Raw genomic sequence first — 12,311 nt, forward strand, 5'->3', positions numbered from 1 at the left:
CTTGCCTTACTTCGCCGCCGTGGCTTTGGGCAGCGCCCGCACCGCATTGAGCGTGCGCTCCACGTGCTTGTCCGGATTCAGGTTCTGGTAGTAGTAGGCGACCTTGCCGTCCGGCGAGATCACGTACGACAGCCGGTTGGCAAAGTCCGGCCGGGTCTGCATCAGCGCGTCGAAGCCGTTGATCACGGTCTTGGCTTCGTCCGATGCCACCGGAAACCGGCTCTGGCAGGACTTGACCGAAAACTTCGAGAGGGTGTCGATGTCGTCGGCCGAGACGCCGATCACGGTGGCGCCCAATGCCGCGAACTGGTCGACCGCTTCGGCGAAGGCGTGCGCCTCGATCGAACAATCGTTGGAGTCGGCCGCGGGAAAGAAGTACAACACCACCGGTCCCTTGGCGAGCGCGTCGGCCAGCGAGTAGCGGAAGGTCTTGCCGCCCAGCGCGGCGTTGGCGGTGAACTTGGGCGCGGGGTCGCCGATGTCCAATGCTGCCCAGGCGGGGTGCGCGAGAGCAGCGATGGCCGTCATCAGGGCGATGCGTGAGAGGATCGAGCGGGCCATGATGTAACTCCTTGCCGGTGTGGCGCGAATTCTAGGACGGCGCATCGTTCGCAGGGGCGGGTGAAACTGACGCGCCCCGGACAGCGTATTCATGGCAACGACCGAGAAAACGAACGAGGGCAATCATCATCATGAACGGCTGGGATCGACTTCTGCGCATGGCGCTCGCGGGCTTCCTGCTGGCCGCGCTCGCCGCCTGCGGTTCGCTGCCACCGGCGAAAGACCGACCCGCCGAGCACGCGGCCTCTGCCGACCCTTCGACCAGGCTCGCGAAGATCGCCGCCGCTTCAACGCCGCCCGGCGAACATTCGGGCTTCCGGCTGATGCCGCTGGGCGTGTATTCGCTCGACGCGCGCATCCAGCTCGCGCAGCGCGCCCAGCAGTCGCTGGTGGTGCAGTACTACCAGCTCGAGAACGACGCGGTCGGCCGCCTCTTGCTGCGCACGCTGCGCGAAGCCGCGGCGCGCGGGGTGAAGGTGCGGGTGCTGGTGGACGACCTCTACACCGTCAAGAGCCAACAACTGCTGCTGGCGCTCTCGGAAACGCCCAATGTGCAGGTGCGGCTCTACAACCCGTTCTGCTGCGGCCGCAACGGCTTTCTCTCGCGCTTCGCGGCTTCGCCCTGGGAGATCGTGCGGCTCAACCACCGCATGCACAACAAGCTCTTCATTGCCGACGGCGCGATGGCGGTGGTGGGCGGGCGCAACATCGCCGACGAGTATTTCGTGCTCAGTGAGGCGCAGAACTTCATCGACATGGACGCGCTGGTGGTCGGCAAGGTTGTGCCGCAGCTCGAATCGATCTTCGACGCCTACTGGAACAGCGTGCAGGTCTGGCCCATCGCCGACATCGTGAAGGGCGAGGGCGGCCACATGCCGGGTAGCGCCGAGTTCGACGACTGGATCGGCATGGCCGCGCCGCCACCGAAGATCGTGCTGCCGCCTTCCGACATCCTGGGCTATGGCCCGATCGCTGAAGAGCTCGACGGCGGGCGCATGGGCCTTCTGTGGGGCGAGGCGCGTGCCATTGCCGATCCGCCGACCAAGCCCGCGACCATGACGGCCGAAGAGGCCATCTCCACCAGCGTGACGATGAAGGTCTGGGGCCTGTTGATGGACGCCAAGACCGAGGTCGACCTGACCTCGCCGTACCTCGTACCGGGCGAGCGCGGCATGGCCGCTTTCGACGATCTGGCCAAGCGCAAGGTCAAGCTCACGCTGCTGACCAATTCGCTCGCGGCCAACGACGAGCCGCTGGTGCACACCGGCTATGCGCGCTACCGCGAGCGCCTGCTGCAAAGCGGCGCCGACCTGTACGAGCTGAGCCCGCAGCGCACCAGCAAGGGCGAGCGCTTCGGCATGTTCGGCAAGTCGCTCGGGCGGCTGCACGCCAAGACCGCCGCCATCGACAGGACGCGCATCTTCATCGGCTCGATGAACCTGGATCCGCGCTCGGCCAGCCAGAACACCGAGATGGGGCTGGTGGTCGACAGCCCGCAGCTGGCGCGCGAGATGCTGCGCATCATCAACATCAGCAAGCTGCAGAACTCCTACCGCCTGCGATTGGCCAAGGACACCGGCACGCTGCAGTGGCTCACCAACGACGGCGAGAAGGAGGTGATCCTGACCTCCGAGCCCGAGTCGGATTTTTTCCAGCGCTTCTACAACATGCTCATCGCCCCCATCATTCCCGAGATGCTGCTGTAGCCTCGGGGGATGGCGCAGACTTTCACTTCACTGCCCGCCCTTCAGGTCATGCTGTGGGGCGTGCTTTTTTTCGGCGGCATCTATCTTGGCTTCGGCGCCATCACCTGGCTGTTGACGAAGCGGGTACTGCCGGCGATGGGCATCGGGCGGGTGCTCGATCCGCGGCCATTGCAGCCGGGACAGTTGCGGCGGGAACTGGGGCAGTCGGGCATCTCGGTGCTGATCTTCGGTCTGGGCATGGTGTTTCCGTGGGGCTTGCTGCAGCTGGGCTGGGCGCGGCTCGATCCGGATGCGGGCTGGCGACAGATCGCCGTCGAGATCCTCGTGTTGGCGGTGTGGAACGACGTGCATTTCTGGATCAACCATCGCCTCCTGCACACGCGCCTCTTGCGCCGCTTTCACGGGCCGCACCATCGCTCGTTCGTGACCACGCCGTGGGCCACCTACAGCTTTCACCCGATCGAGGCGCTGATGCTCGGCAACGTGATCCTGCTGCCGATGGTGGTGCATGACTTCAGCTTCTGGGCGCTGGCGGCGGTGCCGGTGTTCAGCCTGTTCTTCAACTGCGTGGGGCATTCGAACTACGACTTCTTCACCGGGGTGTCGTACAGCCACTGGTTCGCCGCGAGCCGCCGGCATCATCTGCACCACGCCTGCCACAACGGCAATTACGGCTTCCAGTTCACTTTCATGGACCGGTTGTTCAAGACGCGCATCGCCGCTGACGCGGCCGAGCCGCACTTCCAGGCCTTCCGGGACAAAGAGGCGCGGCGGCATGGCACGCCCGCCTGAGGCGTCGCCTCGCCGGACGCGCCTTCGGCACTGGCGCGATTGGCAAAGCCTCGCTTACCTGGTCGCGCTGCCGGCATTGGCGGCGTGGCAATGGGTGAACGGCTTCAACGTGTCGCTCTATGCGCTGATGCTGTTTCTCACGCTCGGGATCGGCGTGATCCATCACAACCACGTGCACCTGCGCATGTGGCGCGGGCGGCGCATGAACCGGCTGACCGACTTCTGGATCACGCTGCTGCAGGGCCATCCGACTTTCGTGTTTTGGCCTGCGCACGTGGCCAACCACCATCGCCACCGGCATGGCCCGAAGGACGTGGCGCGCACCTACCGTTTCGGCGGCGATACCAACCACCTGTGGGGCTATCTGCTGCATCCGTTCCAGGCGGTGTGGGTGCTGATGCCGGTGTTCGTCGGCTGGCTTGCGCGGCTGCGGGCGCATCGGCGTGGCGCCTGGCGTTACTGCATCGCGCAGTACGTGCTGTGGCTCGGGAGCTGGGCCGTGCTGCTAGCGCTCGATTGGCGCAAGGCACTGCTGTTCGTGATCGTGCCGCAACTGCATGGCCTGCACTGGCTGCTCGCGACCAATTACCTGCAGCATGCGCATGCCGATGGCCGCAAGCCCTCTCGCGAAGAGGCGTTGCGCGATACCCCGGGTGGCAGGCTGAACTACGCGCGCAATTTCGAAGGGCTGGTGAACCCGTTGCTGTTCAACATCGGCCTGCACACCGCACATCACGAGAACCCGCATGCCCATTGGTCCGAGCTCACGCACCTGCACCACACGCGCTACCGCGCGCAGGTCGATCCCGTGCTCAACGAGGGCGGGCTGGTTCCCTACATGGTGCGGGTCTTCGTGCTGGGGACCGTGTGGCCGCGTTTTCGCAGCCGCTCGCTGATGCCTCCCGATTCCTTCACTCACTGAACCATGCCTGTTTCATTCCAACGCGTGTACCTCGAGAGCGCCGGCTATTTCATGCCGGGCGAGCCCATTCCCAACGACCGCATGGACGCATACATCGCGCCGCTCAACCGCATGTCCGAGCGCATCAAGCGGCGCATCCTCGCGGAGAACGGCATCCTCACGCGGCACTACGCGATCGACGCGGAGGGCGTGACGCAGCACACGAATGCGCAGCTCGCCGCGGGTGCGATCCGCGATTGCCTGCAGCGCGGCGGGGCCGAGCTGTCGCGCGTGTCGCTGCTGACCAGCGGCTCTTCGGGCGGCGACACGCTGATGCCGGGCTTCGCCAACATGATCCAGGGCGAGCTCGCCGCGCAGCCCATGGAGACGCATTCGGTGCACGGCATCTGCGCGGCCGGCGTGTCGGCGATCCAGACGGCTGCGCAGGGCATCGAGCTGGGCGCGCATCGCAGCGCGATGGCGGTGGCGAGCGAGATGCCGTCGCGGCTCTTCAAGCGCTCGCGTTTCGCGGCACGTGGTTATGAAACCGACTTCGACTCGCACTTCCTGCGCTGGATGCTGTCCGATGGCGCGGGCGCACTGCTGTTGTCCGATGGCTCGCCGGCGCTGGCGGGCGCGCCCGGATTGCGTCTGAAATTGAAGTGGGTGCACCAGCGCGCCTTTTCGGGCGACTACCCCGTGTGCATGCAGCTCGGATTGACCGAGGATCGTGCGCGCGGCCACCTCGATTTCGGTTCGTGGGCCGAGGCGGAAGCTGCAGGTGCGCTGTCGCTGCGGCAGGACATCCGCCTGCTGCCGCACCTGTTCGACATCGGCATCCACGAATACGCAGGGCTGGTGCGCGACGGCTGGGTCGATCCGAAGCGGGTCGATCACTTCCTGTGCCACTACTCGTCGGAAAAATTCATCCCGGTGGTCGAGGACCTGATGAACAAGGCCGATCTCTCGATTCCGCGCGAGCGCTGGTGGAGCAACCTCGCGTGGCGCGGCAACACGGGGGCTGCGTCCATCCTCGTCATGCTGGCCGAATTTCTGCATACGAAGACCTTGAAGCCGGGCGAGCAGATCTTCTGCTACGTGCCCGAATCGGGGCGCTTCATGGCGGCGTACATGCTGCTGGAAGTCGAAGCGGCCGACGCGGCGCCTGTGACGATGGTGTCGCCCCGTGCTGCCACCGTGCCGGACGACGATTTCGTTATCGCACCTCCGCATGACCCGGCCGCCGCGCCCGAAGGCCTGGGCGCCTTGCTCACCGAGCTGGCCGCCATCTGGCACGACTACCGCTCCCGCGTCTGGCGCACGCCGCTGATCCGCCAGATTCGCGAGCGCCGCCTCGCCTTGCCCGACTACCTGAACTGGATGGAGCAATGGGTGCCGCAGGTGCGCGAAGGCAGCAAGTGGATGCGCGAAGGCGCCGCCTCGCTGAGCGGGCCGTACCAGATGCTGGCCTCCCTGATCGACGTGCATGCGGGCGAAGAGCAGAACGACTTCAACATCCTCTTCAGCGACTACAAGAAGGCCGGCGGCACGGTCGCGCAGATCGATGACCTGCGCCGCAACCCCGGCGGCGAGGCGCTCAACGCCTATCTGCACGGCCTGGCCGCCACGCGCGACCCGATCGGTCTGTTGGGTGCGATCTACATCATCGAGGGCACGGGCCAGCGCATCGTGCCGGCGCTGCTGCCGCTCATCAAGGCGAGCGTGAAGCTGCCGCCCGACGCCTTCCGCTTTCTCGAGTACCACGGCCACAACGACGAGAACCACCTGAACCGCTGGCTCGCCGCGGTGGAGATGGTCATGGCCGTGGAAGGGCAGGCCCGCGCCGCCCGCCAGATCATCGACACCGCGCGCCATACGGCCGCGCTGTACCTGATGCAGTTCCAGCACATCACGGAGCGGATGCCCCATGAGCCGCCGGGCCGCCCCAAGGCGAATACCGCAGCCGAAGGCGGAGGTTTCCTATGAGCCGAACGCCTGAATTCCTCACGCAAGCCCACGACGAGCGCGACCCGAGCCCGTGGCTCGCGCTCTACCTCGACCAGAGCACGCCGCTGCCGGACAACGTCAAGTCGGCGTGGCTGGCGGATTCGAGTTCCGGGTCGCGGCAGTACTTGCTGCCGTTCCTCAGGCCGATTGCGCGGCTGACGATCATCCTGATCCAGATCGTGAAGGTGTTCGTGCCGCGCAACTGGTCGCACTCGATGCTGCTGCACCGCTTTCTGGCGTGGGGGCTCAAGCGCTTCGTGTCGCCGGAGGCCAACTGGCTGATTCTTCGGCACTTTCACCTGGGGTCGCAGGTGCTGGCGTTCATCGGACGCAACTCGCCGGCGCCCGTGGCCACAAATCCGCTGGAGCCGGCGGACATCGACGCGCTGAAGGACGAGATGTTCTTGAAGCACGATCTGAATCTCTTCAATTTCGTGATTCGCCTCAATACGGCGCTGCGCGAGAAGGGCGTGTCGCTGTGCAAGGCGGAGGAGGTCGATTTCTCGATGATCAAGGAGCCGGGGTTGCGGCTGGAGGACATGCCCCACGGCAAGCTCAATTTTCTCGACCTGCAGAGCGCCATCGAACTGTTCACGCCGCTCTACCAGCTGATGTTGACCGACAACGATTTCTGGCGCGCGGCCAACTCCTTGCAACTGGATGAAACCATCGGCATCTACACGGCGACGATCCTGAATGCGCCCGAGCACCTGATCCTGGTCAACAACAAGCACCCGCTGGTGCCCCTGTCGACCCTGCGGGCGGGGCACCGGCTGGTGATTCACGGGCTGTCCACGGAAATGCTCCACAGCCTGCTCCAGCGCATGCAGGCGGCCCGGAAAGCGGGGGAGCCGGAAACGGCCCTGTACGACCAGCCACTTGCATAGGCGTATGCTGCCCCCAGATGCGAACCATGAACACGACCCATAATCCGTCCCCCAAGACCGATCTGGCAGTGACCCATGTGCTGGCTCAACTGCTGGAACGGCTCGAACACAGTGCCGTACCCGTTGGCGCCGAGCAGTACCGCTCGGTGGTCGAGCACCTGGTGCATGCGTTCGAAGATGTCGAGCCAGGCGCCGATCTGGGCCGCCTGCTCGATGCCTATCCGGCCGCATCCGAGGTTTATGAGAACCTCAACTATCAGCACGCCGGGCTTTGCCGCTCGGCATTGGACGTTTCCCTTGCGGCTGAAGTCAGCGCTCGGGAAGCCATTGCACGCGCCATGGGCGGTGCCAAAACGAACAAGGACAAGACGCATGGCGAAGGGTGAAGTGAAGACGGCAGTGGTGGCGGACGGCCTGCGCTACAAGACCAAGACACCGGGTTCCCCGTTCCGCGCTTCGGCGTCGTTCAGCGGGGCGACCATGTCCTGCTTCATGTGCGGCAAGCACCGCGTGCGCTCACAGCTACGCACGCGCCAGGTGCTGGGCAAGTCGCAAACCGTGTGCGCGCCTTCGTGCAAGGCGCTGGACGAAGCACTGGAGCAGTCGGAAGCCTCTTCGGGCTGACTTTCGTCTAGCACGAATCGGCGACGTTTTGGCGACATGTCCGCGCGAACATGTCGCAGACGTCCTTCCAAAACGGACCTAATCGATATACAGTTAGACACAATTGATGCATGTGATTGCATTCATTCAAAAGTTCTAATCTGTAGCCGATGACAAAACAAAACCAGCAAGGCCTTGGCTGCCCGGCATCGGGCGTGGACGTTGACGTCGACGCATGCAAAGGGGTTCAGCCGTGAGCAAACCTCGCCATGTCGTCATGCAGGTGGTCAAGCGCTCGTCCGGCAGCGCCACGCACCACGTCGAATTCCTCATGGACGACAACTTCGCGGAACGCCTGCGGCAGTTGCGTTCGCTGGTGCCGCCCCTGGGCACGCTCAACAAGCAGCGCGATCTGGTGATCGACAAGGTGCGTGTGCGCCTGCCCAACGCCATCTGGCGTTCCGGCAACGAGATCGACATGGAGGGCGGGGTCGAAGGCTCCTGCATCGTCATCGCGGCAGAAGGCTCCTTCAACTGTGGCGGCAAGGATCGCAAGACGCGCGAGAAGCTCGTGACGTACAACTTCTCGATCGCGCGGCTGGTCGAACTCCACGCCGAGCGCCCCGAAGGCGAAACCCTCTACATCCGCGATGGCACCTTTGCCAACGACGAGCCGGCCGACTCGGCCGCCGGTCGCTGGATCGCATCGATGCACGAACTCGAAGTGGTGATGCGGGTGCCCGATGCGCCCTCGGATTTCGACACCCTGCACGACCTGGCCCTGCGTCCTGACCAGCAGCAAGCGAACAGCGCTGGGGGCACGCACCGCGCCAGCATGTTCTAGGCTGCTGCGGCGGCAGTGGCCGCCTCTGGCGCAGCACCCACGGGCGTGTATTGCGCGCGGTTGTCTGCCAGCCAACGGGTCGACAGGCTGCTGTCCTGCTGGGCCGGATGGAAGTCGGCACGCAGGTAGCTGCGCCAGCCGCCCAGGTTGCCGCGCAGCAGGCCGTTCTTGCTCAACAGGATGCGCGCCGCGCTCTTCCAGGTCGCCCACTTCCACAGCTGTTTTTCGTGGCGCAGGTTGTCGATGGTCTGGTGCATCAGGTCGCCGAGGAACATCACGGTCACGCGGCGGAACCAGCGCTTGCGCCATTCGTCCGAGCCGCCCGTGGCCTTGTAGATGTCGAAGGCGACGGACTTGTGCTCCAGCTCTTCGGCGCTGTGCCACAGCCACATGGTGCGCAGCCGCGGCTCCGCGCCATCGAGGATCTCGGGGCGGGCCAGCAGCCATTCGGCGAACATCGCGGTGAAGTGCTCGGTGGCGGCGGTGACCGCCAGCGCATGGCGCGGATCGGCTTCCTCCATCAGCGCCAGGCGCTTGTTGGCGCGTGCCGTCCAGCCGTCGACCAGCCCCTGGTTCTCCAGGTGGTTGTTGAAGAGCGAGTGAATGCGCCGGTGCGTGGCCTCCTGGCCGATGAAGCCGCGCACGTCGGCGCGGTACTTTTCCTGCAGCTCGAGTGGCAGGGTGGCGACGGCGTCGCGCACGGCGTCGATGAAGAATTGTTCGCCGAAGGGAAAGCTCATCGACAGGGCGTTGAAGAAGGCGGTCGAGAATGCATCGCCGCCACACCAGTTGCGGGCAAAGGGCGATTGCAGGTCGATCAGTAGGCGGCGGACAACGAGTTCAGTCATGAAAACAATCCTCGGGACATCGTGGGAAGAAAGGCTGGTACAGATTCGTACCGCATGCCTCCATGGTGCGGATCGATGCTGGTACTGTCAAGTACCGAGACGTAGGAAAATGTGCCATTCATGAGCGACACCATCGAAAAAACCGTGGCCTCCAAGTCCGCCGAGGGCACGGAAAGCGAGCACTATGCGCGCCTTCTGCAGGGCATGGCGCAGGCCGTGGCCGCCAAGGGCTATGCGGACACGACCATCGCCGACATCGTGCGCGAAGCCGCCGTGTCGCGCCGCACCTTCTACGAGCACTTCAGTACCAAGACCGAGTGCCTGATCGCGCTCTACGAAACCGCCAGCCGCCTCGCGCTGCAGGCCGTGAGCGAGGCCTTCGATCCCGCGCAGCCCTGGCATGCGCAGGTCGAGCAGGCGATGACCGCGTACTTCGATTACCTGGCGCAGGACCCGGTCCTGCTGCGCACGCTCTTCGTCGAGATCCTCGGCCTCGGCATGCCGGGGCTCACCGCGCGCCGCCGGGTCAATGACGAGATCGCCAACTTCATCCAGGTCGCCATCAACAGCAGCGGTACCGAAGGCGGCCCGGCAGCGCACCTGACGAGCGAGATGGCGATGACAGTCGTCGGCGGTATCAACGAACTGGTGCTGCAGGCCATCGAGCAGGAGCGTGCCGGCGACCTGCGCGAACTGGTGGCACCTGCCACGCGCCTCGTGCGTGCCGTGGCAGCCGAGAGCCAGCGCTAAAAAGAAGACGCGCTCTGCGCCGCGCGCCAAGCGGCCAGGATCAGCGTTTCGATGTCGTGCATCGCACGGTTCCGGGAGCGGCAGCAGGCATGCGAGAGGCTCAGGCAACCGCAGGAAGGGCGCTTCGGCGATCTATTTTTCTGCTCAGCACGATCGATGTCTGCGTCTGGTTGATGCCGTCGAGCTGGCCCAGTTGGTCCAGCAGCACGTCCAGCTTTTCCGGCGTTTCGCAGCGCAGGAAGACCATGTAGTCGAACTGGCCGCTCACGGCCGACAGTTCCTCGACCTCCGGAATGCGCTCGAGCGCCCGGATCACCGCGGGCGCACGCTTCGCATCGACGCTGATGCCGCAGATCGCCCGCACAGCGGCATGCTCCAGCTTCTGGCCGAGGCGCACGCCATAACCCGCAACGACGCCTTCGCGTTCGAGGCGGGCAATGCGCGCCACCACGGTGGTGCGTGCGATCTTGAGCTTGCGCCCCAGACTTGCCGCGGGGTCCCGGGCGTTGGCCTGCAGAAGGCTCAACAGGTGGCGGTCAAGGTCATCGAGTCCTGCATTCATCGCGCTGCCTCCTCATTTTTGGGGACCTGAAACGGCATGCTACGACAGGGCGCGCAGCCCGCGCGAACTCATCGACGCGTGCTCTCCGGCCGCTAGGCAATGGCTGCGGCGGGCTCGTGCGTCGCGCTTCGCGGACCTGCGTGAAACGTCAGGCTTCGGCGAGTTCCTGGTCTGAGGAATGGGCAGCGGCGCTCACGCCTAGCCCCTTGTAGTAATGGCCCACGCGCGTTGCAAGAAACTCCTCGAGAGACGCCTGTTCCTGCCCGACGAAGCCGCGCGCAGGCAGCTTGCCCTGCAGCAGCAGCTCAAACACGCCGACCACGCCGGCCGCCGTCGTGAGCTCGATCGCCGTGCGGTCCTTGCCGCGCAACGGGGCGCCGAACACGCGGCTCACGCGCGTCTCCTGCTCGAAGCGGCCGTCGCGCAGGCCCGAGGCCGAAGCGAACAGGATGACCACGTCTTCGCGGCTGTGCGGCACGGCGTGCTCCAGCACCTGGCGCAGCAGGTCGCGGCGCTCGATCAGGCGCAGGTCATGCAGCAGGAAGTTCATCGCCTCGCGATGGCCCGGATAGCGGATGGTCTTGTAGTCGAGGTTGCGCACCTTGCCATGCAGCGTCTCGCACAGGGTACCGAGGCCGCCCGAGGTGTTGAAGGCTTCGAAGGCCTCTGCATCGAGCGTGAAGGTCTCGTGGCCTTCGAGTGCCTGCACCGACACGACCTGGCCGTTGACGATCGCATCGCAGGGATTGCAGTACTCGTTGATGACGCCGTCGATGCTCCAGGTGAAGTTGTAGCGAAGGCTGTTGGTGGCGTTGCGCGTCAGCGCGCCGACCCGCAGGCGCAGGTCGTACAGCTCGTCGAAGTGCCCGGCCAAGTGGCCGCCGAGCATCCCGATCACGCCCGGCGCCAGCCCGCTTTGCGGCATCAACAGCGACCTGGCTTCCCCGGAGAGCAGGCGGATCGCGTGGGTCGCCGCCACGTCTTCCGTGAGGTCGAAGTAGTGCACGCCCAACCGCGCGGCCTGCGTGGCCACGCGCGCTGCAAGGAAGAACGGCAGCGCGTTGATGACCACGGTGTGCGAGGCCAGTTCGCAGGCGAGCGCCGTGTCGTCTTCGACGTTCAGCGTGATCTCGCGGACCAGCGGATCGCTGGACGGCTTGGCGGTGCGCTGATCGGCCAGTGTCACGGGGATGCGGTGGTAGAGGGCAATCATGTCGGCCACCGTGCTGCCGACCTTGCCGCCGCCCAGAACCAGAACACGCTTCACATGCAGCTTCGACATTTCTTTCTCCTCAGGGCCAACGGCCCTGTAAAGAAAATGTAAAAGCGCGGGATGGCAGGTACCAGAGCGCAGATCGTCGAAGCGGCCGCGCATTTCGCCGTTCCGACGAAGCCATGTGACGATTCACTCGCAAGCCGAGATGAGGCTGCAGCTCACCAGTCGGAAAGGGCGGCGAGGCTTACTCGCGGCCATTGCGTTCAGCCTGGTTTTCTCTGCGCCGGGTCGTAGAAGAACTGCTCTTCGGCGATGCGCTCGCCGTCCCAGCGTTGCCAGGCGATCTCTTCCATGCGCATCCGGCTGCCGCCCTTGAAGGTGAACTCGAAGACCCAGTGGATCGCCACATGGTCGCCGTTCACCAGCACGGGCCGCACGCACGTGGACACCACCGACTCGGTGCGGCCGAGCACGGCGCTTTCCTGCGCGACCAGCGTGCTGCGGCCCCGCCGCGGCTCGGCCTGGTTCTCGCGCATGGTGGCGTCTTCGGTGTAGTAGTCCTCGATGACCTGCGCATGCGCGCCGCCCTCCACGGCGGCGATGAAGGCTTCGAGCCGTGCGGGCGTGGGCATCT

Annotated in this window: 14 protein-coding genes; 9 read left to right on the top strand and 5 right to left on the bottom strand. The window is 65.3% G+C overall.

Annotation, left to right across the window (positions count from 1 at the left end):
• Positions 1-6: 6 nt before the first annotated feature.
• Positions 7-561, bottom strand: coding sequence for a peroxiredoxin (locus tag QFZ83_RS09760; protein ID WP_306878257.1), 555 nt, complete (start codon positions 559-561; stop codon positions 7-9).
• 131 nt (positions 562-692) lie between these two features.
• Between QFZ83_RS09760 and QFZ83_RS09765 the strand changes: the two genes are divergently transcribed.
• The 8 genes from QFZ83_RS09765 (at position 693) to QFZ83_RS09800 (ending at position 8,301) form a co-directional block, all read left to right on the top strand.
• Positions 693-2,267 (top strand): phospholipase D family protein, encoded by a 1,575-nt coding sequence (locus QFZ83_RS09765; protein ID WP_307505494.1) that lies wholly within the window; start codon positions 693-695, stop codon positions 2,265-2,267.
• Positions 2,268-2,276: 9 nt separating this feature from the next.
• Positions 2,277-3,059, top strand: a complete 783-nt coding sequence (locus QFZ83_RS09770; protein WP_307505497.1) for a sterol desaturase family protein — start codon at positions 2,277-2,279, stop codon at positions 3,057-3,059.
• Positions 3,043-3,981 carry a fatty acid desaturase gene (locus QFZ83_RS09775; RefSeq protein ID WP_307505502.1) on the top strand — a complete coding sequence of 313 codons (939 nt, stop codon included), beginning with the start codon at positions 3,043-3,045 and terminating at the stop codon, positions 3,979-3,981. The genes QFZ83_RS09770 and QFZ83_RS09775 overlap by 17 nt, the downstream gene beginning before the upstream one ends.
• A 3-nt stretch (positions 3,982-3,984) precedes the next feature.
• Positions 3,985-5,946, top strand: coding sequence for an iron-containing redox enzyme family protein (locus tag QFZ83_RS09780; RefSeq protein WP_307505505.1), 1,962 nt, complete (start codon positions 3,985-3,987; stop codon positions 5,944-5,946).
• Complete coding sequence (locus tag QFZ83_RS09785) at positions 5,943-6,854, top strand: hypothetical protein (protein WP_307505508.1); 912 nt, start codon at positions 5,943-5,945, stop codon at positions 6,852-6,854. Before QFZ83_RS09780 ends, QFZ83_RS09785 begins: the two co-directional genes overlap by 4 nt.
• Before the next feature lie 17 nt (positions 6,855-6,871).
• On the top strand, positions 6,872-7,240 hold the full coding sequence (locus QFZ83_RS09790) for a hypothetical protein (protein WP_041942874.1): 369 nt from the start codon (positions 6,872-6,874) through the stop codon (positions 7,238-7,240).
• The gene (locus QFZ83_RS09795) at positions 7,227-7,478 is read left to right on the top strand and encodes a hypothetical protein (protein ID WP_013540963.1); all 252 of its coding nucleotides are present in this window, start codon (positions 7,227-7,229) and stop codon (positions 7,476-7,478) included. Before QFZ83_RS09790 ends, QFZ83_RS09795 begins: the two co-directional genes overlap by 14 nt.
• A gap of 232 nt (positions 7,479-7,710) precedes the next feature.
• Positions 7,711-8,301, top strand: a complete 591-nt coding sequence (locus tag QFZ83_RS09800; protein ID WP_307505511.1) for a hypothetical protein — start codon at positions 7,711-7,713, stop codon at positions 8,299-8,301.
• Here the strand turns inward: QFZ83_RS09800 and QFZ83_RS09805 are convergent.
• The gene (locus tag QFZ83_RS09805; protein ID WP_307505514.1) at positions 8,298-9,149 is read right to left on the bottom strand and encodes a metal-dependent hydrolase; all 852 of its coding nucleotides are present in this window, start codon (positions 9,147-9,149) and stop codon (positions 8,298-8,300) included. The two genes, QFZ83_RS09800 and QFZ83_RS09805, sit on opposite strands and share 4 nt — an antisense overlap.
• Positions 9,150-9,269: 120 nt before the next feature.
• On the opposite strand from QFZ83_RS09805, the gene QFZ83_RS09810 reads away from it, so the two are divergent.
• Positions 9,270-9,899, top strand: a complete 630-nt coding sequence (locus tag QFZ83_RS09810) for a TetR/AcrR family transcriptional regulator (protein WP_307505517.1) — start codon at positions 9,270-9,272, stop codon at positions 9,897-9,899.
• A gap of 100 nt (positions 9,900-9,999) precedes the next feature.
• Here the strand turns inward: QFZ83_RS09810 and QFZ83_RS09815 are convergent, their stop codons facing one another.
• The 3 genes from QFZ83_RS09815 to QFZ83_RS09825 form a co-directional block, all read right to left on the bottom strand.
• Complete coding sequence (locus tag QFZ83_RS09815) at positions 10,000-10,461, bottom strand: Lrp/AsnC family transcriptional regulator (protein ID WP_013540967.1); 462 nt, start codon at positions 10,459-10,461, stop codon at positions 10,000-10,002.
• A gap of 148 nt (positions 10,462-10,609) precedes the next feature.
• Entirely contained in the window at positions 10,610-11,743 is a 1,134-nt protein-coding gene (locus QFZ83_RS09820; protein WP_307505523.1) for a saccharopine dehydrogenase family protein, read from the bottom strand.
• Between the two features lie 197 nt (positions 11,744-11,940).
• Complete coding sequence (locus tag QFZ83_RS09825) at positions 11,941-12,309, bottom strand: nuclear transport factor 2 family protein (protein WP_307505526.1); 369 nt, start codon at positions 12,307-12,309, stop codon at positions 11,941-11,943.
• Between the last annotated feature and the right edge of the window lie 2 nt (positions 12,310-12,311).

It is taken from the genome of Variovorax sp. W1I1 (assembly GCF_030815625.1).
GTDB classification, from domain to species: Bacteria; Pseudomonadota; Gammaproteobacteria; order Burkholderiales; family Burkholderiaceae_C; genus Variovorax; species Variovorax paradoxus_C.

Coding starts and splice junctions, on each gene's coding strand:
- QFZ83_RS09760 (WP_306878257.1), bottom strand. CDS start 561: ATGGCCCGCTCGATCCTCTCACGCATCGCCCTGATGACGGCCATCGCT.
- QFZ83_RS09775 (WP_307505502.1), top strand. CDS start 3,043: ATGGCACGCCCGCCTGAGGCGTCGCCTCGCCGGACGCGCCTTCGGCAC.
- QFZ83_RS09810 (WP_307505517.1), top strand. CDS start 9,270: ATGAGCGACACCATCGAAAAAACCGTGGCCTCCAAGTCCGCCGAGGGC.
- QFZ83_RS09785 (WP_307505508.1), top strand. CDS start 5,943: ATGAGCCGAACGCCTGAATTCCTCACGCAAGCCCACGACGAGCGCGAC.
- QFZ83_RS09820 (WP_307505523.1), bottom strand. CDS start 11,743: ATGTCGAAGCTGCATGTGAAGCGTGTTCTGGTTCTGGGCGGCGGCAAG.
- QFZ83_RS09805 (WP_307505514.1), bottom strand. CDS start 9,149: ATGACTGAACTCGTTGTCCGCCGCCTACTGATCGACCTGCAATCGCCC.
- QFZ83_RS09780 (WP_307505505.1), top strand. CDS start 3,985: ATGCCTGTTTCATTCCAACGCGTGTACCTCGAGAGCGCCGGCTATTTC.
- QFZ83_RS09825 (WP_307505526.1), bottom strand. CDS start 12,309: ATGCCCACGCCCGCACGGCTCGAAGCCTTCATCGCCGCCGTGGAGGGC.
- QFZ83_RS09795 (WP_013540963.1), top strand. CDS start 7,227: ATGGCGAAGGGTGAAGTGAAGACGGCAGTGGTGGCGGACGGCCTGCGC.
- QFZ83_RS09765 (WP_307505494.1), top strand. CDS start 693: ATGAACGGCTGGGATCGACTTCTGCGCATGGCGCTCGCGGGCTTCCTG.
- QFZ83_RS09790 (WP_041942874.1), top strand. CDS start 6,872: ATGCGAACCATGAACACGACCCATAATCCGTCCCCCAAGACCGATCTG.
- QFZ83_RS09815 (WP_013540967.1), bottom strand. CDS start 10,461: ATGAATGCAGGACTCGATGACCTTGACCGCCACCTGTTGAGCCTTCTG.
- QFZ83_RS09770 (WP_307505497.1), top strand. CDS start 2,277: ATGGCGCAGACTTTCACTTCACTGCCCGCCCTTCAGGTCATGCTGTGG.